Below are 24228 nucleotides of genomic sequence, written 5' to 3'. Positions count from 1 at the left end.
AGGCCGGCCCCATGCGGTTAAAGCCCCCATGTGATCAAGGCTTCAGATCTTGCTCAAAGCCCGAGAACATCAATCATGTCGTAGGCGCCGGCGTCTTTGCCTTGTCCCCAAAGCGCGGCCTTGAGTGCGCCACGGGCAAAGATCGCGCGATCTGTGGCCATATGGCGCAGCACGATGCGCTCGCCCGCCGCTGCAAAAAGAACGTCATGCTCGCCGACGATGTCGCCACCGCGAATGGCCGAGAAACCAATGTCGCCTTTTTTGCGTGCACCCGTGATCCCATCACGCCCCCGATCCGAAACCTCGGCAAGCGCCACACCGCGGCCCTCTGCCGCAGCTTCCCCAAGCATCAATGCGGTGCCCGAGGGCGCGTCCACCTTGTGGTGGTGATGTGCCTCGATCACTTCGATATCGAAATCTTCGTCGAGTGCGGCGGCGACCTTTTTGGTCAGTTGAACCAACAGGTTAACGCCCAGAGACATGTTTCCGGCGCGGACCAGAACCGTGTCCTGGGCCGCGGGATCCAGCTGGGCGATTTCCGCCTCGCTCATGCCCGTGGTTCCGATCACATGTACGCAGCCAGCCTCTGCGGCCAGTTTGGAAAAGGCGATCGTGGCCTGTGGTGCGGTAAAATCAATGACCGCCTGTGCGCCCGCGAAGGCCGAGCCCGCATCGTCGGTGACCACAACCCCAAGGGCCGCGCCCCCCATTGCGATACCAATATCCTGACCGACCCAGTCGTGGCCTTCGCGCTCGACCACACCGGCAAGTTCGGCTTTGTCGCTGTCCAGCACCGTCTTGATCAGCATTTGCCCCATGCGCCCCGAAGCGCCGGTGATCACGATCCCTGGTTTATCCGTCATGGCCTCACTCTCTGATTGGACTATCCGCTGGATTCCTCCTACCCTGCTGAGGACCGCTTGGCAAAGGGCGGCTTTCGGCATAGATCGAGTCTTATGGCAAAGAACAAGTTCCACGACGGGCCCGGCCCCTCTCAACGTCAGCTTCGCGTCGGCGAAGTCATCCGGCGCACACTTTCCGAAGTGCTGGCGCGTGGTGACATCCATGATCCGGAGCTGAACCGTCTCTCTATCACTGTCGGCGAAGTGCGCACCTCGCCGGATCTCAAGATCGCAACGGCCTATGTGCTGCCTCTCGGAGGCAAGGGCCAAGAGGACGTGCTGCAACTGCTCGCACGCAACAAGAGCGAGCTGCGCCGCGCCATTGGCAAGAAGACCGGACTGAAATTCACCCCCGATCTGCGATTCCAGATCGACGAGACTTTTGATCGCATGGATGACACCCGGCGGCTGTTCAATCAGGACGCGGTGCGCCGCGATCTGGAGGACTGAGGCCATGTGGCGCGCTCTGCTGTGGGGCCTGCCTCTTGGGATTGTGCTTTGGTCGGGACAGGCCTCTGCCGTCGAGTGCCAGGACCTGGCCTATGAAGGCAATCGCTATGCCCTGTGCGAGGTGGACGCCAGCCGGGAAGAGCTTCGACTGTTCCTGCGCGACGATACGGGTGCGGTCATGGGGCATTTCTCTACCATCGAGGACCGACTCGAAGCAGAAGGCAAGACGCTGGCCTTTGCCACCAACGCAGGCATGTATCACTCTGATCGCTCGCCGGTGGGGCTCTATGTGGAGGACGGCAGCCAGGAGATGCGGTTGGTTACAAACCCCGGTCCTGGCAATTTTGGGCTTGTGCCCAATGGCGTCTTTTGCCTGCGTGAGGGGCGGGCCGATGTAATCGAGACCCTCGCCTTTGAGGCCAGCGGCACCACCTGCAAAAGTGCGACCCAATCCGGGCCAATGCTGGTGATAGACGGCGAGTTGCATCCTCGGTTCCTCAAGGACAGCGATTCCCGCTACATCCGCAATGGCGTCGGGACCAGCGCCGATGGCCGCCGCGTGGTCTTTGCGATTTCGCGCAATACAGTGAACTTCCACGATTTTGCGGGCCTCTTTCGCGATCACCTCCAGCTGCCCCAAGCGCTTTATTTTGATGGAAATATCTCGCGTTTGCATGCGCCTGACCTGCAGCGATCGGATGCGGGCTTCATGATGGGGCCGGTGGTGGGCGTGATCGAAGATCGCGACACGAACGAAGGCGACACGCTACAGAATTGACAGCCCGTCAGTCCTGCGCTACGCCGCGCGCCTTATCCGACATTTCTGAGGGCATTCATGGGACGCAAACGCAAGGGACGCGACATTTCCGGCTGGTTGGTGGTGGACAAACCCGCAGGCCTCACCTCGACGGCGGTGGTCAACAAGGTCCGTTGGGCGTTCGACGCCAAAAAAGCAGGCCATGCCGGTACGCTCGACCCCGAGGCAACCGGTGTGCTTGCGGTGGCACTTGGCGAGGCGACAAAGACCGTGCCGTTTATCACCGACGCCATGAAAGCCTATACGTTTACCGTGACCCTTGGGGCGGCGACCAATACGGATGACGCCGAAGGCGAAGTGATTGCGACCTCCGCAGAGCGCCCCACGGATGATGACATCAAAGAAGCACTGCTTGGCTTTATTGGCGAAATCCAGCAGGTGCCGCCGAAGTTCTCCGCTGTAAAAATCGACGGTCAGCGCGCCTACAAGCTGGCGCGGGACGGCGAAGAAGTGGAGCTTTCCGCCCGTCCGCTCTGGGTCGAAGAGCTGGTGATGCTGGATCGTCCCGACGCCGATCATGTTGTTCTGGAAATGACGTGCGGCAAGGGCGGCTACGTACGTTCCATCGCGCGCGATTTGGGCGAAAAACTCGGCTGCCTTGGCCATGTTCGAGAGCTGCGCCGGATCTGGTCCGGCCCGTTTGATGCAGAAGATGGCGTGACCCTTGAACAGATTGACGCGCTTGCAAAATCACCCGAGATCGACCAGTTCCTGCGGCCGCTTGAGGAGGGGCTTGCGGATCTGCCCGAGCTGAAATGCACACCGCAAGGCGCGACCCGACTGCGCAACGGCAACCCGGGCATGGTGATCGCCTCTGACGTGGAATATGGCGAGGAAGCCTGGGCTTCTCTTGAAGGCAAAGCCGTGGCCGTGGGCACCTTCAAGGCCGGAGAGCTGCACCCTTCGCGCGTTTTCAATCAGGACTGAGGCGCTTTACCCGCGTTGCGCGCACGCGCCATTCACGCTCGCACAACCAAGATTAAGACACTGTAAAGTATAGGGAAAATCCGCTGACCCATTGTTTCGCACGCGAAACAATGGGTCAGACGTATTGACCTTCCCGCCCGACCCTTGTGTGAGCGGCTCGGTGGATGCTGCTACACCGGCACCGGGCAGCAATTGCACTTCACCCCGCGATGCGCCAAAACCCGCCCCATGATCACACGTCATCACGTTAAGGGCGATGCACCCTCCACCGCGCTCTATTCCGATTGCGAAACATATCGCTACAGCCTGACCCGGATCTGGGAGCCGCAGGGGCAAAAGGTGATGTTCGTGATGCTGAACCCCTCCAAGGCAACAGAGGTCCAGAACGACCCCACCATCGAACGCTGCGAAAGACGTGCGCGGGCGTTGGGGTTTGGCGGTTTTCAGGCCACAAATATCTTTGCCTATCGCGCCACCGACCCACGCGACATGCGCGCCGCAGCGGATCCCGAAGGGGCAGACAATATGTCGGTGTTGCAGGCGGGTCTTGACTGGGCCGATATGGTGATCTGCGCGTGGGGGACCCATGGGGCGCATCGCAACCAAGGCCCCCGGGTCGCCGCAGCATTGCGCGCCAGCGGTCGCCCGCTGCACCACTTGGGACTGAGCAAAGCCGGTCACCCCAAACACCCCCTCTATATTCCCTATGCGCAACAGCCCCTGCTCTGGCGTCAAGATATTGAGCCATAAGGGCTACATGTAACTGCGTTCCTGTTTTGTTTAGAGTTTGGCCATCTCTTTGTGAGAGGCTCTCCCTCGTTAAAGAGTGTCTGAAACGAAGTGGACCGGTGCCATGTTGTGGTTGGCCAGTATCCTCGGAATGGTCGCAGTTGGCAGTGCGATCATGATTGATTTTGAGTCCGATGACGCGGATTCGGACGAAACAAATCCCGATGCCGAAGCGGATGGCACCGGCAGCACAATCGTCTCGCCTGACGAATTCCTCACGGGCGTCGACCCTGCTGGCAACGATGCCTCCGACACCACAGAGACAGACGAGAGCCCTCAGGTCGCTGACGGTGACGACACTGATGAGCGCAATATCATCCTTGGTACGGAGGATCTCGATCAGCTCTCTGGCGGCGCGACCGATGATGAAATCTCGGGGCTGGGGGGCGATGATCAGATCAACGGCTATGACGGCAATGACTACCTCAGCGGTGGCGCGGGTGCGGATGACCTTTATGGCGCGGCCGGAGAAGATACACTCCACGGCGACGCGGGCGACGATCACCTCGACGGAGGAGAGGGACAGGATTCTCTTTCGGGGGGCGACGGCGCTGATTCCCTGTTGGGCGGGCTGGAGGCGGACAGCTTGCAGGGCGACGCCGGCGACGACACGCTGCATGGCGGCTCCGGCGCAGATGTGGTCGCGGGCGGCGCGGGCAGCGATGCGGTGCATGGCAACGACGATGACGACCGTGTGTTTGGCGGCGCGGGCGAGGACACGCTGTTTGGCGGGCGTGGCAATGACGTGGTCACGGGCGCAGACGACGATGCAGAGCGCGACTTTATCAACGGCGGTGACGGCGACGACACGTTGATTGCCGGGGCGTCGGATTACGTCACAGGTGGCGATGGCGCGGACCAGATACTGCTTGGCGATTGGATCGCACAAGGCACTGTCGAGCTGGTCGATTTCAACAGCGCCGAGGATCAGCTCCTCCTGATCTATGATAGCGCGCAGGGTCTGCCCGAGCTGGAGCTCGAACCCGACCCGGACACGCCGGGACAGACACTTGTGCGTCTGGACGGAGAGATCGCCATGCGCCTCACCGGGGCTGAGACCCTGACAGCAGATGAGATCTTGCTGGTGGAGGCCGAGGCGGGCGACGTGGCGCATCTGCCATTGCCAGAATAGGGTAGCAACTGTGCCCATCGCGTATCCCGAGGCTGTTGGACAAAGGGTGTCGAATGGCTTCTGTTGAGAAAACACCAGCAGACGGGTGCTTACCCCCTCTTCCCCGAACCGCACCGCGCGCGATTTCCTTTGCAAAACGGGTCTGAATTCCGTAATGACCCGCATCCCGATGTGGAATCACCGCCACTTGGGACTCTCCATGGGCCTGCGCTGGACGACATCCCGGCCTGCGCCATCCACTCTAACCTTATGAAGGAGACCCCGATGTCGATCACTGCAGAAGAAAAAACACGCCTGATGAAAGAATTCGCGACCAAAGAGGGCGACACCGGTTCTCCGGAAGTCCAGGTCGCAATCCTGACCTCGCGCATCAACACGCTCACCGAGCACTTCAAAACCCACAAAAAAGACAACCATGGCCGCCGTGGTCTTCTGAAAATGGTTGCTCAGCGCCGTAAGCTGCTGGACTACCTGAAGGGCAAAGAAGAAGCGCGCTATCAGGACCTGATCAAGAAACTGGGCATCCGTCGCTAAGACGCCGCTCAGGACTTCGGTCAAGAAACGCCCGCCCCACCTTGGGAGCGGGCGTTTTTTATGCGCGCGGCGTCTAATTTTGACCAGCGGTGGGCAGCAAGGGTCTTGCCTCTTTTTGCGCATCATGATTGTTATCTTATAACATTTCACACAGGAGTCGCAGATGTCCGATCCCCGCCTTCCCGTCACCGTCCTCTCCGGCTTTCTCGGCGCGGGGAAGACCACGCTTTTGAACCGCATCCTGAACAACCGCGAAGGCCGGCGCGTTGCGGTGATTGTGAACGATATGAGCGAGGTCAACATCGACGCGGATCTGGTGCGCGAGGGCGGCGCTGACCTCAGCCAGACCGAAGAAACGCTGGTGGAAATGTCCAACGGCTGCATCTGCTGCACCCTGCGCGATGACCTTCTGGCCGAGGTGCGCCGTCTCGCCGCTGAGAACCGCTTTGACTACTTGCTGATTGAGTCCACCGGGATCTCGGAGCCGCTGCCGGTCGCCGCAACCTTTGATTTTCGCGATGCGGAGGGCGAGAGCCTCTCGGATGTGGCGCGTCTGGACACGATGGTCACGGTGGTCGACGCCGTGAACCTGCTGAACGATTTTGCCAGTCACGACCTGCTGGCGGACCGGGGCGAGACGCTGGGCGAAGAAGACGAGCGCACCCTGGTGCATCTGCTGACCGACCAAATCGAATTTGCCGATGTGGTTGTGCTTAACAAGGTGAGCCTCGCCAGCGCCGAGCAAGTGGACGCGGCACGCAAGATCATTCGCAGCCTCAACGCAGATGCCGAGATCATCGAGACCGATTTCAGCGAGGTGTCTGCCGACAAGATCCTCGACACCAAGCTCTTTGATTTTGAAAAGGCGCATGAACACCCGATGTGGGCGAAGGAGCTTTATGGCTTTGCCGATCATGTGCCGGAGACCGAAGAATACGGCATCGCGTCCTTTGTCTATCGCGCACGGGCGCCGTTTGATCCCAGCAAATTGCACGTGGTGCTGAACGGCAATCTGCCCGGGGTAATCCGCGCCAAGGGGCATTTCTGGGTTGCGACCCGCCCCGAGTGGGTGGCGGAATTCTCGCTTGCGGGGGCGCTATCAAGCGTGGCGCCCTTGGGGACATGGTGGGCATCCGTTCCTGCCGAACGCTGGCCCACCCACCAGCAGGCGCGCGACTATATACAGACGCATTGGCAGGAGCCCTTTGGCGATCGCCGTCAGGAATTGGTTTTCATCGGCGCGGGCATCGACTGGCCCGCCCTGAAGGCCACGCTGGATGCCTGCCTGATCCCCGAAGCAACGGCCGAGACTCTGCAGGACTATGCGGATCTGGACGATCCCTTCCCGCTGTGGCGGCGGGCCGATCAGGCAGCATGATCATGAGACGGCAACAGAGAAACGCCAACCGGGGCGCGGTCGCTTTGCCGACCCGCACCCGACGCGAGGATCCGATGGCCGCTTATGATCGCCTGCCCGCCCCCCTGCGGGCCTGGCTGCGCGAGGCGGCTTTGCCGTGGTCGGCGCAGTCCTGTCGCCGGATCTGGCAGGCCGCCACCCGCGAAGGGCTCAGCCCCGAAGCGGCACTGGCGCGGCTGGATGCCGCCGAGCGCAAAACACTCGAACGGGGCGTGCGCAGCTGACCGATTGCTGCGCGGCGTCAGCGAACACTTTCTTTCTGCGCGAAACTGCTGTATGGGCGGAAGTATCTGAGACGATGTGCCCAGACCCCGGCACGCGAAAGAAAGATAGCATAAGGGTCGGCGGCAATGGGGCCGCCACGCAATTAGGAGACCCGGGATACGCCTGGGAGCGCTCCGACTTAGGATACGATAGATGTTCAACGTAACGACGAAAACAATGCAGTGGGGCGAAGAAACGCTCACACTGGAAACCGGCAAGGTTGCGCGCCAGGCAGATGGCACCGTGATCGCGACGCTCGGCGAAACCTCGGTCATGGCCAACGTGACCTACGCCCGCGAACAAAAGCCCGGTCAGGATTTCTTTCCGCTGACCGTTCACTACCAGGAAAAATACTACGCCGCCGGTAAGATTCCGGGCGGCTTTTTCAAACGTGAAGCGCGTCCGACTGAAAAAGAGACGCTGACTGCACGTCTGATCGACCGCCCGATCCGCCCGCTGTTCGTTCCCGGCTTCAAAAACGAAGTTCTGGTGATGTGCACCGTGCTGTCCCACGATCTGGTCAATGACCCCGACATCGTCGCGATGATCGCCGCCTCCGCCGCGCTGACCATCTCTGGCGTGCCGTTCATGGGTCCGATCGCGGGTGCGCGCGTCGGTTACGAGGATGGCGAGTACATCCTGAACCCGACCGTCGACGACATGCAGGACCTGCGCCTCAACCCCGAGCAGCGTCTGGACCTTGTTGTTGCAGGCACCAAAGATGCCGTGATGATGGTCGAATCCGAAGCTTACGAGCTAACCGAAGAAGAAATGCTCGGCGCTGTGACCTTCGCACACGAGCAAATCCAGCCGGTCATCGATCTGATCGTCTCGCTCGCAGAAGAAACCGCAAAAGAGCCCTTCGACTTCACGCCGCCGGATTACTCCGACCTCTATGCTGCCGTTAAAGCAGCGGGCGAAGAGAAGATGCGCGCAGCCTATGCGATCTCTGACAAGCAGGAACGTGTTGCCGCCGTTGGCGCCGCCAAAGAAGAGATCATCGCGTCTCTGACCGAAGAGCAGCAGGAAGACGGCAACCTCGGCTCCGCGCTGAAAAAGCTCGAATCTGTTGTTCTGCGGGGCGACGTTGTGAAAAACGGTCGCCGCATCGACGGTCGTGCCCTGGATCAGGTCCGCGCGATCGAGTGCCAGACCGGTCTTTTGCCGCGTACACACGGGTCTGCGCTGTTCACCCGTGGTGAAACGCAGGGTCTCGTGGTGACCACGCTCGGCACCGGCGACGATGAGCAGTTCATCGACGCGCTGCACGGCAACTTCAAATCGAACTTCCTGCTGCACTACAACTTCCCGCCCTACTCGGTTGGTGAAGTGGGCCGCGTGGGCTCTCCGGGTCGTCGTGAAATCGGCCACGGCAAGCTCGCATGGCGCGCGCTGCAGGCGGTTCTGCCGGCTCCGACCGACTTCCCCTACACCATCCGCGTGGTCTCTGAGATCACCGAATCGAACGGCTCTTCCTCCATGGCTTCGGTCTGTGGTGGCTCGCTCTCGATGATGGACGCAGGTGTGCCGCTGAAAGCACCGGTTGCCGGTGTCGCCATGGGCCTCGTGCTCGAAGAGGACGGCTCCTACGGCATCCTGACCGATATTCTTGGCGACGAGGATCACCTCGGCGACATGGACTTTAAGGTTGCGGGTACCGAAGCAGGCATCACCTCCTTGCAGATGGACATCAAGGTTGCAGGCATCACGCCTGAAATCATGAAAAACGCGCTGGCTCAGGCCAAAGCGGGCCGCCTGCACATCCTTGGTGAGATGGCCAAATCGCTGACCGAAGCCTCCGAGTTCTCGCAGCACGCACCGCGCATCGAGACCATGCAGGTTCCGACCGACAAGATCCGTGAAGTGATCGGTTCCGGCGGTAAGGTCATCCGCGAGATCGTCGAAGTCTCCGGTGCCAAGGTCGACATCAACGACGACGGCGTGATCAAGATTGCCTCCGCCAACGGCGAAGCGATCCAGAAGGCCTATGACATGATCCACGCGATCGTGGCAGAGCCGGAAGAAGGCGCGGTCTACACCGGTAAAGTTGTGAAGATCGTCGACTTCGGCGCCTTCGTGAACTTCTTCGGCAAGCGCGACGGTCTGGTGCATGTGTCCCAGATCGAAAACCGCCGCCTGAACCACCCCAGCGACGTGCTGAAGGAAGGTCAGGAAGTGAAAGTGAAGCTCCTGGGCTTTGACGATCGCGGCAAGGTACGCCTGTCCATGAAAGTCGTGGATCAGGAAACTGGCGAAGAGATCGTCGCAGAGAAGAAAGAAGCAGAGTAAGATCTGTCCCACGACAATCTGATCTGACATAAGGTGCCCGGGAGCGATGTCTCCCGGGCATTTTTTATGGGCCGCGCTCTGCAAGCGCCGGAAAGGATTTTATGACCCGCGTCACGCTTGTCACGGTTGCCTATAATTCTGCGGCGGTGCTGCCGACCCTGCTGGCCTCAATCCCTGCGGGCGTGGACTGTATCGTGGTCGATAACGGGTCCAAGGATCCGGGTGAAATTCGGGATCTGGCGCAAGCCCATGGCGCAGAATTCATAGCCTCAGAACGCAACATCGGCTTTGGCCGGGGCTGTAATCTCGGCGCGGCACGGGCGACAATGGAGTTCCTGTTTTTCGTCAATCCCGACGCCCAGCTTGCGCCCGGCGCGATCGAGGCGCTTCTGGCGGCCGCTGACGCGCACCCTGACGCCTGCGCCTTCAACCCCCGCCTGCGCGAGGGCAATGGCAAGGTCGCCTTTAAACGGCGCAGCAAACTCTTGCCCAAGGCGCAGTGGTTGCCGCGCGAGGCGGCTGACGCGGATTGCGAGCTACCCGTTTTGCAAGGCTCTGCGATTTTTGTGCGCCGCGCGGCGTTCGAAGCTGTTAAGGGCTTTGATCCGAAGATCTTTCTCTATCACGAGGATGACGACCTGAGCCTCCGGCTCAAGGCTGACTGTGGACCGCTGCGGCTGGTGACAGGCGCTGAGGTGGTGCATCTCTTTGGCGAATCCACCGCGCGGTCACCGCGGACGGCGGCGCTCAAGGCCTGGTACATGGGTCAATCCCGTGTCTACGCCTGCCGCAAACACGGGATGCCCAACGCCTTTGGAAATGCCCTGATCGAAGCCCTGAGCAAGCTTCTGTCGCCACTCACCCTGCTGTCGGCGCGCAAACGGGCGAAACACCTGGCCTTTCTGCGTGGGGTTTTGGCCGCACGTCAATGTGCGGACGCGCTCAAGCCCTTTGACGCACGCTAGCGCCCCAAGTTGCCTTGGCATCTCGAACAGGCTAATCACCGGCGCATATTGAGCTGAAAGTGGGTTTTTGATGTCGCTGCCTCTATGGAAGATCAAACGCGAGCTGAAGCGTCAAGGCAGGCAGCTAAAGAACATTGGGCCTCGTCTTGCGAGCCTTTTGTTTTCGCGGACCTATTATGATCTATTCCTTTCTGGAAAGAAGACCGTCACCGAAGGTCAGATCCCCAAGCGTCCAAAGGTCGCGGTCTACCTGATCTTTCCAAGCTCCGGCATTCTCGGGTCTCATATCGAGGCGCTGCGGTATCTTGCACAGAACGGATACGCGCCCGTCGTGGTCTCAAACCTGCCCCTTGATGAGGGCGACCTTGAACACCTGCGCGCTCATGCGCATCTCGTCATCCAGCGTCCGAACTATGGCTATGATTTTGGCGGCTACCGCGATGGTGTTCTTGAGGTCGCCGCGCGTCACACAAGCGTGGAGCGTTTTGTCCTGCTCAACGATTCTGCCTGGTTCCCCTTGCCTGGGTCGCGCAATTGGCTGGCCGATGCCGAAGCGCTGGAGCTGGATTTCGCGGGTGCGGCGACGAACTATGGCCACACGCGGGTCGATCCGAAGAATTTCCGGGACATCCGCTGGCACTATTCCAGCAATCACCGCAACTTTCACTACTGCTCCTTCGCTTTGATGATGAGCGGGAAGCTGTTCAACGATAAGCGGTTTCAGCGCTTCTGGAAGAGCTTTCCGCTCACCAATGACAAGACCGTCACGGTAAGGCGGGGCGAGATTGGCCTCACGAAATGGGTCATCCAGCAAGGTTTCTCGCATGGCTCTACGCTCGATATTGCCGCGCTTGATCAAAGGCTGGCTGAATATGGCATAGATGAGCTGCGCGCGATTGCCGCGCAGACCCTGATGCCGCAGAGCCCCTCGATGAAAGAGGTCCTGGAAGACACCGTCCGCTCGGCAGAGAGCAAAGAAGATTTGGTCAACGTGATCCTGACTGCGATCGCGAGGAAAGGCATCAGCTATGCGCAACCTCGTCTGATCCACCGTGACTACGGGTTCGCGTTCCTCAAGAAATCGCCGCTTTGGCTGGATGAGGATGCCTCAAACCTGACCCTCGCCTTCACCCGCGACCTTGATGGAGAATTTGGCAAAGTCCTGCAGGCTGAGGCATTGGACCTGCGCCGGACAAGAGCGGCGGAATTTGCACCCGCCCCGGACTGAGCCGCCTCCCTCGCGACGACCTGCAGGCAAAAAGCCACCGCAAGAAATGCGGTGGCTTTGATCTTTGGTGCGCAATGCGCGTTTACTCTGGCGCTTTGGTTTTGCGCAGGTAAGGGAAGATCGTTTCAAACTCGCCGAATTTGGCTTTGGCGTCCTCGTTGGAAACGGTCGGCGGGATGATCACGTCTTCGCCGGGCACCCAGTTTGCGGGGGTTGCAACGCCTTTGCCGGACATCTGCAGACCGTCGAGCGCGCGCAGGATCTCGGCAAAGTTGCGGCCCACGGTCATCGGATAGGTCATAGAAAGCTTCAGCTGCTTGTCGGGACCGATGATAAAGACAGAGCGAACCGTAGCGCTGTCGGCAGGGGTACGGCCGTCGGGCAGATAGGCCTCGGCCGGGAGCATGTCGAAGGCTTTGGAAACCGCAAGACCCTCATCGGCAATGATCGGGAAACCGGCCGGGGCATTGCCGTAGCTCTCGATGTCGCCCTTCCATTTCTTGTGATCCTCAACACCGTCAACGGAGACGCCGATCACTTTGGTATTGCGCTTTGCCCACTCTTCCGAGAGCTGCGCAACGGCAGAGAATTCGGTGGTGCAGACAGGGGTGAAGTCCTTTGGATGCGAGAACAGGATGGCCCAGCTGTCGCCAATCCAATCGTGAAAAGTGATGGTGCCCTGATCCGTCTCTGCGGTGAAATTCGGCACAACGTCGTTAATACGCAAACCCATTTGAGTACTCCTCTTGTCTGAAGTCGCGTGAATCGCTGCGGCAACCCTACTCTCTTTCGGCTTGGGTTAAAGGGCATTGCCCACATGCCTTTGAAATTGTCGCAGCCCCGACGTCAGGCGGTGAGACACCGCGCGATTTCAGAATTTGATCAAAAATCCGACTTGCCGCGCCGCACGCGCCCTGACACAGTGGCGCCAGATGGCCACCTATGGGCCAATTCCAAGCCTCGATCAGGGAGCATACCATGCTTGAGAAACGCGAATTCTACATCAATGGCCAGTGGGTTGAACCCTCGGCGGCCAATGACTGCGCCGTTATCGACCCCTCCACCGAAGAGCCCTGCACGGTGATCTCGCTCGGCAGTCAGGCCGACACCGATGCTGCCGTTGCCGCCGCCAAAGCCGCGCTGCCCGGCTGGATGGCGACGCCACCAGCAGAGCGCATCGCACTGGTGGAGAAGCTCGTCGAGATCTACAACAGTCGCGCAGAAGATCTGGCGCAGGCCATGTCCAGCGAGATGGGCGCCCCCATCGACATGTCGCGCTCCAGTCAGGTAGGCGCGGGCAGCTGGCACCTTAACGGTTTTATCGAGGCGGCAAAGAATTTCCAGTTCGAGCGCCCACTCGGCGATCATGCCCCCAACGATCGCATCATCTATGAGGCCGTAGGCGTTGCCGCGCTGATCACCCCGTGGAACTGGCCGATGAACCAGATCACGCTGAAGTTCGGCGCCGCTGCGATTGCGGGCTGCACCATGGTGCTGAAACCCTCCGAGCAGAGCCCGCTCAATGCGATGATCTTTGCCGAACTGGTGCACGAAGCCGGCTTCCCGCCCGGTGTTTTCAACCTCGTGAACGGCGATGGCGCGGGCGTGGGCACGCAACTGTCGTCGCATCCGGATGTGGACATGGTATCCTTTACCGGCTCGACCCGCGCGGGTACGGCGATCTCCAAGGCTGCGGCAGATACCCTGAAAAAGGTGCATCTGGAGCTGGGTGGCAAAGGCGCCAACCTCGTCTTTGAAGACGCCGATGAAAAGGCCGTGAAACGCGGCGTGCTGCATATGATGCAGAACACCGGTCAGAGCTGCAACGCACCGTCGCGGATGCTGGTTCAAAAGAGTATCTACGACCGCGTGGTTGAAGAGGCCGCTGCGGTTGCCAACAAGGTCGAGGTGGGCCCCGCCTCGCAAGAAGGCCGCCATATCGGCCCCGTCGTCAACGAACTGCAGTGGACCAAGATCCAGGATCTGATCCAGAAGGGCATCGACGAGGGCGCGCGCCTTGTGGCCGGGGGCACCGGTCGCCCGGACGGTCTGAACAAGGGCTACTATGTGAAGCCCACGGTGTTTGCAGATGTAAACAACCAGATGACCATCGCGCGCGAGGAAATCTTTGGCCCAGTGATGGCAATCATCCCCTTCGAGACCGAAGAAGAAGCTGTCGAGATCGCCAATGACACCCCCTATGGCCTGACCAACTACGTGCAGACACAGGATGGTGCGCGCGCCAACCGTCTGGCGCGGGTGCTGCGCTCGGGCATGGTGGAAATGAACGGTAAATCCCGCAGCGCCGGGTCGCCGTTTGGCGGCATGAAACAGTCCGGCAACGGCCGTGAAGGCGGCGTCTGGGGGCTTGAGGACTTTATGGAAGTCAAAGCCGTAGGGGGCTGGACGCCCGACGCCTAAACGACAGACATCGCATCAGGAGCCGCCCTCTGGGGCGGCTCTTTTTGTTGACACGACTACTGCGCTCTCCTTTTGTCTTCAAACCGTCACGCAAACTTGCAAAAGTAGCCCGAACATCTGGCATCCGCCGGGAGGGAGAATATGGATTTCCGCGCCGCATTGGGGCTCAGGGTGGCCAGCGATGCACCGCCGGATGACATTCGCCGGGCGATTGCGCGCTCGGACACTGCTGTTGTGCGCAGCCTTTGCCTGGTCCCGGATCCCGGTGTGATCTGCGGCAAGTTTTTGCGCTTGCAACGCTATTGCGCGCTCGAAATTCGGATGGCTGTTCAGGATGTCGGCGACCGGAGCCTACGACTCGCAATCGATCCAGCGGCATCTCAAGACCGCGTGGAAGAACAGCTCATTATCCTGCACGCACTGATGGAGCGCGCAGGGCTTCAGGTGCGAACCTCACGGCAGGGTGTCATTCACTGGCAGGATGCTCCGCCGCTACCCGAGGTTGACACCGGAACCTCGCAGCGACTGACCGATCATCTGCATCACCTGATCGCAAGCGATCCGGCACGGGCGTGGCGTATCGAGGAAACGGCAGCATGGCTTGGCCTCTCGACACGGAGCCTGCAACGCTACTTGCTGGCCGAAGGGGGGCGCTTCTCCGCAACCCTGCGCCATATGCGCACCAGCCTCGCCTCCGACATGTTACGCAACAGCGACCAGAGCCTGGGCGAGATCGGGTTTTGTTGTGGCTACGCGGATCAGGCGCATTTTCAGCGGGAATTTCGCAAAGTCAGCGGTCAGACCCCAAGGCGATTTCGCAGCCAACCAAGGGAGAGCGTCAAAACGGCGCTTTGACCCGAAACTTTTGCGACGCGCCGCCTTCCGGATGCTTTAGCCGCAGCTCTTCGGAATGCAGCATCATGCGTGGGTGTTCCAACGCAGCCCCGCTTGCATAAAGCGGATCGCCCAGGATCGGATGACCAAGCGACTGCATATGCACGCGCAGCTGATGAGACCTACCCGTCTTGGGCGAAAGCCGCACGCGGGTTTCATTCTCACCATAACTGATGACTTTCCAGTCCGTATGCGCGGGTTTGCCCGTCTCGTGACAGACCTTTTGCAGCGGGCGGTTCGGCCAATCCACGATCAGGGGCAGATCCACCGTTCCCGAACGCGGCTCCAACCGGCCCGTTAGACGGGCGACATAGGCTTTCTTGGTCATCCGTTTTTCAAACTGCAAACCCAGATGGCGTTGTGCATGGGGCGTCATTGCAAAGACCATCACGCCGGAGGTGTCGCGATCCAATCGATGCACCAAGAGCGCCTCGGGAAATGCCGCCTGAATACGCGCAATCAGGCAATCTGCCAAATGCGCGCCTTTGCCTGGCACGGACAACAGGCCCGCAGGCTTGTTGACCACAAGAAGCTGCGCGTCATGGTGCAGGATATCGAGCGGATCGCTCGGTGGACAATACTCGCTGGATACAGTCATGGGCGCTGCCTAGCGCCGCGCCGCCCCAGTGACAAGGCAAACCGTTGACCCAGAAAACTGGCGCACGGTCTTCTCAGGCTTCTCGGGGGGGCGCCGCATCGGTGAGCGCCTGGCGTCCCTTGCGCCGCATTTCGCGCAAAAGCGAAGTTGAATAGATCACAAGTGCGGCCCAGATCAACGGGAAGGCGACCATGCGCGCACCGCCAAATGGTTCCTTGAAGACAAAGACCGCAACCAGGAAAATCATAGTCGGCGCAATATATTGCAGGATCGCAATGGTGGAGAGTTTGAGAAGCTTGGCCCCATTGGCATAGATGATGAGCGGCACCGCGGTCACAACACCACAGCCCAAGAGCAAAAGCGTATCAAACCGCACGCTGGCAAAATGGCTTTGGCCGGTTGTGGTTAGATAAGCGATGTAGCCGATCGCGGGGATGGTGAGGATCAACACCTCCAGCAAAAAGCCCTGGTTGGGCCCGATTGGCAGAGACTTCTTGAAGAACGCGTAAAAGCCCCAGGAAAATGTCAGCCCCAATGCGGCGAGCGGCAAACGACCAGCCTCCACCGTGAGGATGACAACGGCAAGCGTGGCAAGACCCACCGCAACCATCTGCGCACGGGTTAGCCGTTCCCCCAGCAACAGCGCCCCAAGCGCGATGGAGAAGAGCGGGTTGATGTAATAGCCGAGTGCGGCCTCCAGCGCGTAGCCTGCCCCCACTGACCAGACATAGATCCCCCAGTTGATCGAGACAAACGCCGCCGTGACACAGCCCATGCCGAGGACGCGCGGGCTCCGGAGCGCGGCCTTGAGATCCCCCATTCGGCCCAAGGCGAGCAGCAAGACTCCGGCAATGGGAACCGACCAGATCACCCGATGCGCAACAACTTCGGTGGGGGGAATATGGGCCAGCATCTTCATGTAGAGCGGCAGAAAGCCCCACATGATATAAGCCGTCAGCGCAAAAGAGAGGCCCTGAGGCGTGTCCACATTCTCTGGCTTCGTGCTCATGGACCGTCTCCCTCAACGCCGATTCGATATTCGCGCAATCTGCCCGCAACTGGTTAACTTATAAAGCAAAATCTAGCTGCATCAGAACAGCCTAATGACAAAGGGTAAACACTCTCTGCGACGACCTGCGCATGAGCGGGATTTGCGGCGCTCAGGATTGTTGCGTCACGCCGTCGGCGATGTCGTAATAGTCTCCCTTCTCCGCGACGAAGATGTGCTTTTCCAACTTGAGCCCGGTTGGATTGTCGATCGCCCCGAGGGAGAAACTGATGGTGTCTTCGTCAGAGCGCTTCCAGAACAGAAACGAGCCACATGTCGCGCAAAAACCGCGCTTTGCCTCTGGGCTGGCGTTGTACCAGCTGACATCACCCGTGATGTGCAGCGCATCCTGGGTCACATGGGCCGAAGACCAAATCCCACCAGACTGACGGCGGCACTGGCTACAATGGCACATGGAGGAAGCCTCGGGCCGTGCGGTGGTTTCAAACTGAATTTGACCGCAGAGACAGTGACCTTTGATCATAATCGTTCCTTTCAAATGTTTGCCACCTCAAGGCGCGGCGGTCGGGGTCGGCGCACTGCTCAGCCCGAGCAATACACCATAGATGATAAAGCAGACTCCAAGCAGGCGGCGAATCCAGACGTTGAACACCGCTGCCAGAGCCGCGCGACCCATGAGGGCGCCCAGGAGTGTGAACCCCGCATAACTCAGGGCCGTGAGGGTCAGCGCCGTTGGCATGATGACCAGCATCTGCGACCAGATGGGAACATCCGGTTGCACGAATTGCGAAAACGCCGCCAGATAACCCGCAACGCTTTTGGGGTTGATGGTGGCAACGGCGAGCGCATGGACATAGACGTGACGCGCGGGGCGTGCAGCGGCGGGGGCCGGTTTGGTAGCATTGCGCCAGCCCCTTATGCCCAGCGCAATCAGAAATCCTGCCCCGACCAGCTTGGCGATAAAAAACGCCGTGGGGGATGCGGCGATCAAGGCCGTCACGCCCAGCGCCGAGAGGATCAAAAAGGCACACGCCTGCGTCAGGATCGCGAGAACGCCAAGCATCGCCTTGGCAAAGCCGAGGTTCATCCCGTTGGAAATACAGTTCACCGCATTTGGTCCCGGCGTGGTGACAAAAGCGATCCAGAACAGGGTGAAGATGATCCAGGCGTCAAAGCTCATGTGGTGAGGTGGCCGTCAGCTCTGCAATGGCAGGCGCCCGAAGACCGCATGGAGCAAGGTTTCCAGCGCGTCCTGGTCATCGCGATCAAAGGCGGCAGGTTGGTTGCTGTCGATGTCGAGAACCCCGATGACTTCGCCCGCCCTGTTGCGCACCGGAAGCACGATCTCAGACCGCGTCGACGACGAGCAGGCGATGTGGCCGGGAAAGGCGTCGACGTCATCGACCAGCTGGGTTTCGTTCAATCGCGCCGCTGCGCCGCAAACACCGCGTGCAAATGGGATCACCAGACAGCCATGCCCGCCCTGATAGGGACCGATCTTGAGCACTTCGGGTTCGGTCACGCGGTAAAAGCCAGTCCAGTCAAACCGGTCATCGGCGTGATGCAGCTCGCAGACGACGGTCGCCATCAGGGCCACCTCATCGGTTTCGCCCTCGGTCAGCGCCGCCACGACCTTGGAGAGATCCTCATAGTTTACCCGCATGGGATATTTGCCTTTTCAAAATTGAGCGACGTGCTCTCGCCGCCCCTGAGCATATAAAAAGCGGCGCAAAATTTGCGCCGTCTTGATGATCGCAAGAGATCAGGCGCGTTCGATCGCGATGGCCGTTCCCTCGCCGCCGCCGATGCAGATGGCGGCAATTCCCCGCTTGAGGCCGCGCTTTTCCAACGCGTTCAAGAGCGTCACCATGATGCGCGCACCAGACGCCCCGATGGGGTGGCCAAGCGCGCAAGCACCGCCGTTGACGTTCACCTTTTCACGCGGGATGCCCATCTCGCGCATGAAGGCCATGGGCACAACGGCGAAGGCTTCGTTGACCTCCCAGAGGTCGACATCCTCCACGTCCCAACCGATCTGCGCCATCAGCTTGCGTGCGGCAGGAACCGGGGCGGTGGTGAACCAGCCCGGTGCCTGTGCGTGGCTCGCGTGGCCAAGGATGTGACCGCGCACCGAAAGCCCGCGCGCTGCAGCGGCGGTCTCGGAGGCCAGTACCAGCGCCGCCGCCCCATCCGAGATCGACGAGGAGTTGGCTGCGGTGACCGTCCCCCCCTCGCGAAAGGCGGGCTTCAGGGTCGGGATCTTGTCGGGGCGGGCGGATTTGGGCTGCTCATCCGCATCTGTGACAACAGCGCCTTTGCGGGTTTTCACTGTAACTTCAGTAATTTCACCTTCAAACGCGCCACTTTCCTGCGCCGCCAGAGCGTTTGACAAGGACCCCAGCGCAAAGGCGTCCTGCTCCTCGCGGCTGAACTGATAATGCTCTGCGCAGTCTTCGGCGAAGGTGCCCATCAGGCGCCCCTTGTCATAGGCATCCTCAAGCCCGTCGAGGAACATATGATCAATGACCTGACCGTGGCCGATCCGGGCGCCACCGCGCATCTTGGGCAGAAGGTAGGGGGCATTGGTCATGCTCTCCATACCGCCCGCAACCATCACATCGCTGTGCCCAAGCGCAATCTGATCATAGGCCACCATCGCCGCCTTCATGCCAGAGCCGCACATCTTGTTGAGCGTGGTGGCGGGAACCTCCTCGCCAAGACCGGCAGCAAATCCGGCCTGCCGTGCCGGCGCCTGACCCTGACCTGCTGGCAGAACGCATCCCATCAAGACCTCATCCACGGTTGTCGCACCGGCGCGTTCCAACGCTGCCTTGATGGCCGCGCCACCGAGATCCGCTGCGCTGACGCCGTCGTACATGCCCTGAAATCCACCCATCGGCGTTCGGGCTGCACCCGCGATAACGATCTTGGTCATTCCACCTTCTCCTCCAATTGTCGGCACTATCCATACTGAATAATAACATTTAAGATCTAGAGTGAGTTCCAAGAATGACGAGCCAAGGAACACTCTCATGAGCCTTACGAGCACGGAAGCAGGCGGCGCACAAGTGGTGACGGTGAATGCCCAGCGCATTGACGCGGCCATGGCGATCCAATTCAAAGAAGACATGCGCACGGAAACCGAAGCTGGTCCGTCGCGGGTGATCCTCGACCTCTCCCATGTGGAATTCATTGATTCGAGCGGGCTGGGCGCGATCGTCGCCGCGATGAAACAGCTCGGCAAGGATCGCAAACTCGATCTCGCGGGGCTTACCCCGATGGTCGACAAGGTGTTTCGCCTGACGCGGATGGACACCGTCTTTAGCCTGTTCGACACACTGCAAGAAGCGCTCGATACTGAGCATGCAGAGAATTGAAACTGCCGGGATTGTCTTTGAGGACCAAAATTCATGGTTGAGACTTTCGCCTGCTCCTTCAGGGCGACCGAGATTGAAGCCCGACGCGGCATCGTTTTGGTGGTTCAGCGGCTGAAGGACATGGGTATTGCCGATACCCGGGTCGACGAGGTGCAGATCGCCCTCGCCGAGGCTGTGAATAACGTTGTCGAACATGCCTATGCCGAAACGGCGACGGGTGATGTTCTCATACGCTGCAACCTCCATTCCGACCGCCTGTGGGTAGAAATACGCGACGCGGGCACGCCGTTCCCCGATGCCAAACTTCCCGAAGGCAAGCCCGCGTTGGTGGATCCGAGCACGCCGCTCGAAGATCTGCCCGAAGGTGGCTTTGGCTGGTTCTTGATCCGTGAGCTGGCAAGCGACATCCAGTACCAGCGCAATCCTGACAACAACCAGCTGTCGCTGTGCTTTGAGATCCAGCTCACGCAATAAGCGACCGGTCGGGAGTTTCGTAAAATCACGAATAACTCGGGGGTGCGCGCCGCATTCCTGCCATAAAAGCGGCCAACAGACGCCTCACTCCTCAGCAAAGTATCAACGCAGAGCTGGACTATATGGCTTGCCCCGGCGCCCTGTTCTTTGCCCCCACCAAGCAAGTGGCGTCGGGGCTATACTCCTGCGGGCCATACTATGCCGTCGCAGCACACTCTCAGCATTCCAGCGTTCGCAGCCTTGGCGTTTTTGCCATTGCCACTTTGCCCCAGACCACTAGGCTCTGCGCGAAAAAGGGAGAACAGGAATGCGTGATTTCCAGACACCGGGCCGCTCTGCGGTCTTTGCGCAAAACGGCCTATGTGCCACGTCCCACCCGCTGGCCGCTCAGGTTGCGGTGGATGTGTTGAAACGCGGCGGCAACGCCATGGATGCCGCGATTGCTGGCGCCGTTCTTTTGGGGATTTGTGAGCCGCAAATGACCGGAATCGGTGGCGACTGCTTTGTGCTCTACAATCGCGCGGGCGAAACAACCGTGCGGGCGCTGAATGGATCAGGTCGTGCCCCGAAGGCTGCACAGGCCGCAGATCTGCGCGCTCGTGGCCTGGAGGCGGTGCCGCTGAACAGTGCCGATGCCGTGACCGTGCCCGGTGCGATTGATGCATTCTGCCATCTCTCTGAAACCGAAGGTAAACTTGGCCTCGATGCGCTCCTGGCGCCATCTATCCACTACGCCGAGGAAGGCGTGCCGGTCGCACCGCGCGTGGCCTTCGACTGGGGCAACGACGCCGAAACACTGCAGGGCAGCGCACGCGACACCTACCTGATCAACGGGCGCGTGCCGCGCGTCGGAGAGATCTTCCGCGCCCCCGGCCAGGCCGAAGTGCTGCGCCGCATTGCCCGCGACGGGCGCGACGCGTTCTACAGCGGTGAAATCGCAGAAGACATGATTTCAGCCCTCACCACACGCGGTGGGGTGCACACCGCCGAGGATTTTGCGGCCACCCAAGCCACCGCGACCGACCCGATCCAAGGGCACTACAAAGGGGTCGACCTGCTGGAGCATCCACCCAACGGGCAAGGGGCAACGGCGATCCTGATGCTCAACATCCTGAAGCATTTCGACATCGCGGGGATGGATCCATTTGGTGCCGCGCGCGCCCACATCGAGGCCGAGGCAGCCAAGCTGGCATATGACACGCGCAACCGGTTCCTCGCCGACCCCGACCATATGTCGCGTCTTGATTACATGTTGGCGCCGGAAACCGCTGAGAAGCTGGCCGCGCTAATTGACCCCAAACGCGCGATGGCGTCGCCCGCCGACATCAGCGAAGCAGTCCACAAAGACACCATCTACATCACCGTGGTCGACAAGGACCGCATGGCCGTTTCGCTGATTTATTCAATTTTTCATGGGTTTGGCTCCGGGATTGCCTCCGACAAATTCGGTATCCTGCTGCAGAACCGAGGGGCGGGTTTCTGCCTCGAGGACGGGCACGCCAACGAGCTTGCAGGCGGCAAGCGTCCGATGCACACGATCATCCCGGCCATGCTGGCCGAAAACGGGCGCATCACCATGCCATTTGGCGTAATGGGCGGCGCATACCAGCCCAATGGCCACGCCCGGTTTGTCTCCAACCTGCGTGACTTTGGCATGGAGCCGCAGGCGGCCATGGACGCCCCCCGCGCCTTTACCGATCGCGGCGTCTTCAACGTTGAGCGCGGATACAGCGATGCTGTCCGCGCCGAACTAACGGAGATGGGCCACAAGGTGGATATCCCTACCACCGCAATCGGCGGCTCGCAGGCGATCCACATTCACGACACCGGTGTGTTGGAGGGTGCAAGCGATCCACGCAAGGATGGTTGCGCGCTCGGTTACTAAAACCACGCGGGATGCCGGGCCACACCCGGCGTCCCCATCAGTTCAACTGGTATTGCAACTGATAATTGCCGTCATCAAAGCCCGTGAACATCTCGTGCAGATCCGGGTGGGTCACGGGTTCGCCGGAATAATCGGCCACAAGATTCTGCTCTGAAACATAGGCAACGTAATAGGTCTGCTCGTTTTCAGCCAGCAGATGATAATAGGGCTGCTCTTTTGCAGGACGGCTGTCCTCGGGAATTGCCTCGTACCATTCTTCGGTATTTGCAAACTCGGGATCGACATCAAAAACGACACCGCGGAACGGGTGTTTGCGATGACGGACGACCTGGCCAAGATTATATTTTGCGCGCGTTTTCAGCATGTTTGTCGGCCCTCTTCTTCCCCTGTACTAGCGTTTTCTGACCGTGAATGTCCAACCTTGGCAGCGAGTTTTTGCAGAAACAGTCTGTCCGGCCATATCTCACAGTGCGGCAAACCGATATTTTCAAACGCCTTTCCCAAGTTCCGCGCGAAACATGGTCGGATTTCAAAAGGGATTTTCTCTGTCAGGCGGATTGGCTAAACTGCAGCAAAAATCAAAAGGCAGAGGCAATGAGCAGAATCATAAGTGCCCTGGCGCTGTTGTTGGCATTGGCCGCCTGTGGTGGAGGGTATAACTCTCCGCCTCGGGATCTGGACGATGCCTGCAGTATTGTGACGGAACGCCCCAACTACCTGCGCGCGTTCAAGAATACCGAGCGCCGTTGGGGAATCCCGGTCCATGTCCAGATGGCCACAATCCATCAAGAAAGCCGCTTTGTCGGAAATGCGCGCACGCCACATAGGTTCGCGCTCGGCATCATTCCGATGGGCCGCATCTCGAGCGCCTATGGTTACGGTCAGGCTCTGGATGGCACCTGGGAAGACTATAAAGATGATACCGGGCGCCGCAGGGCGCGACGGGATCGCATCGAGGACGCCACCGATTTCATGGGCTGGTACATGACCCGCAGTCTGCAGCGAAACGGCATCCCGCTCTCGGACGCTCGCAATCAGTATCTCGCCTATCATGAGGGCCACACCGGCTATGCACGCGGCACCTACCGCAGCAAGGGATGGCTTTTGAACGTGGCAAACAAGGTCGAGGCGCGCTCGAACGCCTATCAGGTGCAGCTGAGCAATTGCCGCAAGTTCCGTTGAGGAATTGACTTGATGAAAACAAAGCCCCGCGCCTTATGGGTGCGGGGCTTTATAACGTTCAGCGGTCGCGTTTTGGACGGGAGATGCTGAACAAGCTCGACGGGAAAGACAACCCAGTCTGCATCTCGCCAAGAATGACGGTGGTTTCCTCACCTGAACCACCGTGAATGACCCATTTGCGAAGCTGCACCGGGTTGTCGGTGAACATCATCTCGATACTGCCATGCTCTGGTGCCTTGGGATCTTGGGCGCGCACCACGGTGGACACCCCGTCAAAGCCGTGTCCCACCACCATATTGGCCTGCGCTAGGTTCACATTGCGCGCCAGAATGATCGAAAGCGGCGTCCTGCTCAGCGGGTAGGTCTCTGGCGGTTGGTTGGATTTGGGATCCATGATCGCCACCGTCCCGGCCTCTGCCAGCACCAGCCCAGCATTGTCAGCGTATTCAAACCGCACCTTGCCGGGGCGACGCAGATAGAGCGTGCCGGTCGACAAGCTGCCGTCGTCATTCACCTGCGTAAAATCGGCCTTCGCGGTGGCAAAGCTGTTGAGATAGGCCGAGATCTCATTGAGGCTCAGCTGTTCGGCCGCGGATGCAGCAGCCGACGCAAGCGAGGTTGCGCCAAGCGCAAGGGCAAAGACAAACTGTTTCATGTATATAAAGATATGCGTC

Annotated in this window: 27 protein-coding genes; 17 read left to right on the top strand and 10 right to left on the bottom strand. The window is 60.0% G+C overall.

Annotation, left to right across the window (positions count from 1 at the left end):
• Positions 1-53: 53 nt before the first annotated feature.
• Positions 54-863 carry a 4-hydroxy-tetrahydrodipicolinate reductase gene (dapB, locus tag TM1040_RS04725; protein WP_011537456.1) on the bottom strand — a complete coding sequence of 270 codons (810 nt, stop codon included), beginning with the start codon at positions 861-863 and terminating at the stop codon, positions 54-56.
• Positions 864-956: 93 nt separating this feature from the next.
• Here dapB and rbfA point away from each other — a divergent pair, with 93 nt between their 5' ends.
• The 11 genes from rbfA (at position 957) to TM1040_RS19710 (ending at position 11714) form a co-directional block, all read left to right on the top strand.
• The gene (gene rbfA / locus TM1040_RS04720) at positions 957-1352 is read left to right on the top strand and encodes a 30S ribosome-binding factor RbfA (protein ID WP_005636729.1); all 396 of its coding nucleotides are present in this window, start codon (positions 957-959) and stop codon (positions 1350-1352) included.
• A 4-nt stretch (positions 1353-1356) separates the two neighbouring features.
• Positions 1357-2130 (top strand): phosphodiester glycosidase family protein, encoded by a 774-nt coding sequence (locus TM1040_RS04715; RefSeq protein ID WP_011537455.1) that lies wholly within the window; start codon positions 1357-1359, stop codon positions 2128-2130.
• Between the two features lie 57 nt (positions 2131-2187).
• The gene (gene truB / locus TM1040_RS04710) at positions 2188-3096 is read left to right on the top strand and encodes a tRNA pseudouridine(55) synthase TruB (RefSeq protein WP_011537454.1); all 909 of its coding nucleotides are present in this window, start codon (positions 2188-2190) and stop codon (positions 3094-3096) included.
• Between the two features lie 228 nt (positions 3097-3324).
• Positions 3325-3846 carry a DUF1643 domain-containing protein gene (locus TM1040_RS04705; RefSeq protein ID WP_011537453.1) on the top strand — a complete coding sequence of 174 codons (522 nt, stop codon included), beginning with the start codon at positions 3325-3327 and terminating at the stop codon, positions 3844-3846.
• Between the two features lie 103 nt (positions 3847-3949).
• Positions 3950-5017, top strand: coding sequence for a calcium-binding protein (locus TM1040_RS04700; RefSeq protein WP_011537452.1), 1068 nt, complete (start codon positions 3950-3952; stop codon positions 5015-5017).
• Positions 5018-5281: 264 nt separating this feature from the next.
• On the top strand, positions 5282-5551 hold the full coding sequence (rpsO, locus tag TM1040_RS04695; protein ID WP_005607207.1) for a 30S ribosomal protein S15: 270 nt from the start codon (positions 5282-5284) through the stop codon (positions 5549-5551).
• Between the two features lie 163 nt (positions 5552-5714).
• Positions 5715-6929, top strand: coding sequence for a zinc metallochaperone GTPase ZigA (gene zigA, locus TM1040_RS04690; RefSeq protein ID WP_011537451.1), 1215 nt, complete (start codon positions 5715-5717; stop codon positions 6927-6929).
• A 2-nt stretch (positions 6930-6931) separates the two neighbouring features.
• Positions 6932-7192, top strand: a complete 261-nt coding sequence (locus TM1040_RS04685) for a DUF6525 family protein (protein WP_254658845.1) — start codon at positions 6932-6934, stop codon at positions 7190-7192.
• A gap of 193 nt (positions 7193-7385) precedes the next feature.
• Positions 7386-9521, top strand: a complete 2136-nt coding sequence (gene pnp / locus TM1040_RS04680) for a polyribonucleotide nucleotidyltransferase (protein ID WP_011537449.1) — start codon at positions 7386-7388, stop codon at positions 9519-9521.
• A 101-nt stretch (positions 9522-9622) separates the two neighbouring features.
• A complete protein-coding gene (locus TM1040_RS04675) occupies positions 9623-10486 on the top strand; it encodes a glycosyltransferase family 2 protein (protein ID WP_011537448.1) in 864 nt (287 codons plus the stop codon).
• A 70-nt stretch (positions 10487-10556) separates the two neighbouring features.
• On the top strand, positions 10557-11714 hold the full coding sequence (locus TM1040_RS19710) for a lipopolysaccharide biosynthesis protein-like (RefSeq protein ID WP_011537447.1): 1158 nt from the start codon (positions 10557-10559) through the stop codon (positions 11712-11714).
• 82 nt (positions 11715-11796) lie between these two features.
• Here the strand turns inward: TM1040_RS19710 and TM1040_RS04665 are convergent, their stop codons facing one another.
• Entirely contained in the window at positions 11797-12447 is a 651-nt protein-coding gene (locus tag TM1040_RS04665; RefSeq protein WP_011537446.1) for a peroxiredoxin, read from the bottom strand.
• A 245-nt stretch (positions 12448-12692) separates the two neighbouring features.
• On the opposite strand from TM1040_RS04665, the gene TM1040_RS04660 reads away from it, so the two are divergent.
• On the top strand, positions 12693-14135 hold the full coding sequence (locus TM1040_RS04660; protein ID WP_011537445.1) for an aldehyde dehydrogenase family protein: 1443 nt from the start codon (positions 12693-12695) through the stop codon (positions 14133-14135).
• 141 nt (positions 14136-14276) lie between these two features.
• Positions 14277-14990 (top strand): helix-turn-helix transcriptional regulator, encoded by a 714-nt coding sequence (locus TM1040_RS04655; RefSeq protein WP_011537444.1) that lies wholly within the window; start codon positions 14277-14279, stop codon positions 14988-14990.
• Here the strand turns inward: TM1040_RS04655 and TM1040_RS04650 are convergent.
• The 6 genes from TM1040_RS04650 to TM1040_RS04625 all read right to left on the bottom strand — a co-directional run bounded on the left by TM1040_RS04650 (position 14974) and on the right by TM1040_RS04625 (position 19571).
• Positions 14974-15627 carry an RluA family pseudouridine synthase gene (locus TM1040_RS04650; RefSeq protein WP_011537443.1) on the bottom strand — a complete coding sequence of 218 codons (654 nt, stop codon included), beginning with the start codon at positions 15625-15627 and terminating at the stop codon, positions 14974-14976. The two genes, TM1040_RS04655 and TM1040_RS04650, sit on opposite strands and share 17 nt — an antisense overlap.
• 73 nt (positions 15628-15700) lie before the next feature.
• Complete coding sequence (gene rarD / locus TM1040_RS04645; protein WP_011537442.1) at positions 15701-16636, bottom strand: EamA family transporter RarD; 936 nt, start codon at positions 16634-16636, stop codon at positions 15701-15703.
• Positions 16637-16787: 151 nt separating this feature from the next.
• Positions 16788-17159 (bottom strand): GFA family protein, encoded by a 372-nt coding sequence (locus tag TM1040_RS04640; protein WP_011537441.1) that lies wholly within the window; start codon positions 17157-17159, stop codon positions 16788-16790.
• Between the two features lie 27 nt (positions 17160-17186).
• Positions 17187-17816, bottom strand: a complete 630-nt coding sequence (locus TM1040_RS04635) for a LysE family translocator (protein ID WP_011537440.1) — start codon at positions 17814-17816, stop codon at positions 17187-17189.
• A gap of 15 nt (positions 17817-17831) precedes the next feature.
• Positions 17832-18299 (bottom strand): GAF domain-containing protein, encoded by a 468-nt coding sequence (locus tag TM1040_RS04630; protein WP_011537439.1) that lies wholly within the window; start codon positions 18297-18299, stop codon positions 17832-17834.
• Between the two features lie 99 nt (positions 18300-18398).
• Entirely contained in the window at positions 18399-19571 is a 1173-nt protein-coding gene (locus TM1040_RS04625) for a thiolase family protein (RefSeq protein ID WP_011537438.1), read from the bottom strand.
• Positions 19572-19668: 97 nt separating this feature from the next.
• On the opposite strand from TM1040_RS04625, the gene TM1040_RS04620 reads away from it, so the two are divergent.
• From TM1040_RS04620 to TM1040_RS04610, 3 genes are all read left to right on the top strand, one after another.
• The gene (locus TM1040_RS04620; RefSeq protein WP_011537437.1) at positions 19669-20013 is read left to right on the top strand and encodes an STAS domain-containing protein; all 345 of its coding nucleotides are present in this window, start codon (positions 19669-19671) and stop codon (positions 20011-20013) included.
• Positions 20014-20046: 33 nt separating this feature from the next.
• Positions 20047-20487 (top strand): ATP-binding protein, encoded by a 441-nt coding sequence (locus TM1040_RS04615; RefSeq protein ID WP_011537436.1) that lies wholly within the window; start codon positions 20047-20049, stop codon positions 20485-20487.
• Positions 20488-20794: 307 nt separating this feature from the next.
• Positions 20795-22372 carry a gamma-glutamyltransferase family protein gene (locus TM1040_RS04610; protein WP_011537435.1) on the top strand — a complete coding sequence of 526 codons (1578 nt, stop codon included), beginning with the start codon at positions 20795-20797 and terminating at the stop codon, positions 22370-22372.
• Positions 22373-22409: 37 nt separating this feature from the next.
• On the opposite strand, the gene hspQ is transcribed toward TM1040_RS04610, so the two are convergent.
• On the bottom strand, positions 22410-22736 hold the full coding sequence (gene hspQ, locus TM1040_RS04605; protein ID WP_011537434.1) for a heat shock protein HspQ: 327 nt from the start codon (positions 22734-22736) through the stop codon (positions 22410-22412).
• 230 nt (positions 22737-22966) lie between these two features.
• On the opposite strand from hspQ, the gene TM1040_RS04600 reads away from it, so the two are divergent.
• Positions 22967-23554, top strand: a complete 588-nt coding sequence (locus tag TM1040_RS04600) for a hypothetical protein (protein WP_011537433.1) — start codon at positions 22967-22969, stop codon at positions 23552-23554.
• Between the two features lie 58 nt (positions 23555-23612).
• On the opposite strand, the gene TM1040_RS04595 is transcribed toward TM1040_RS04600, so the two are convergent.
• Complete coding sequence (locus TM1040_RS04595; protein WP_011537432.1) at positions 23613-24209, bottom strand: LolA family protein; 597 nt, start codon at positions 24207-24209, stop codon at positions 23613-23615.
• Positions 24210-24228 lie beyond the last annotated feature (19 nt).

Source organism: Ruegeria sp. TM1040, assembly GCF_000014065.1.
In the GTDB taxonomy this organism is placed as follows: domain Bacteria; phylum Pseudomonadota; class Alphaproteobacteria; order Rhodobacterales; family Rhodobacteraceae; genus Epibacterium.
The sequence above is the reverse complement of the archived record's forward strand: the minus strand, read 5'-3'. Positions and strand labels throughout refer to the sequence as shown.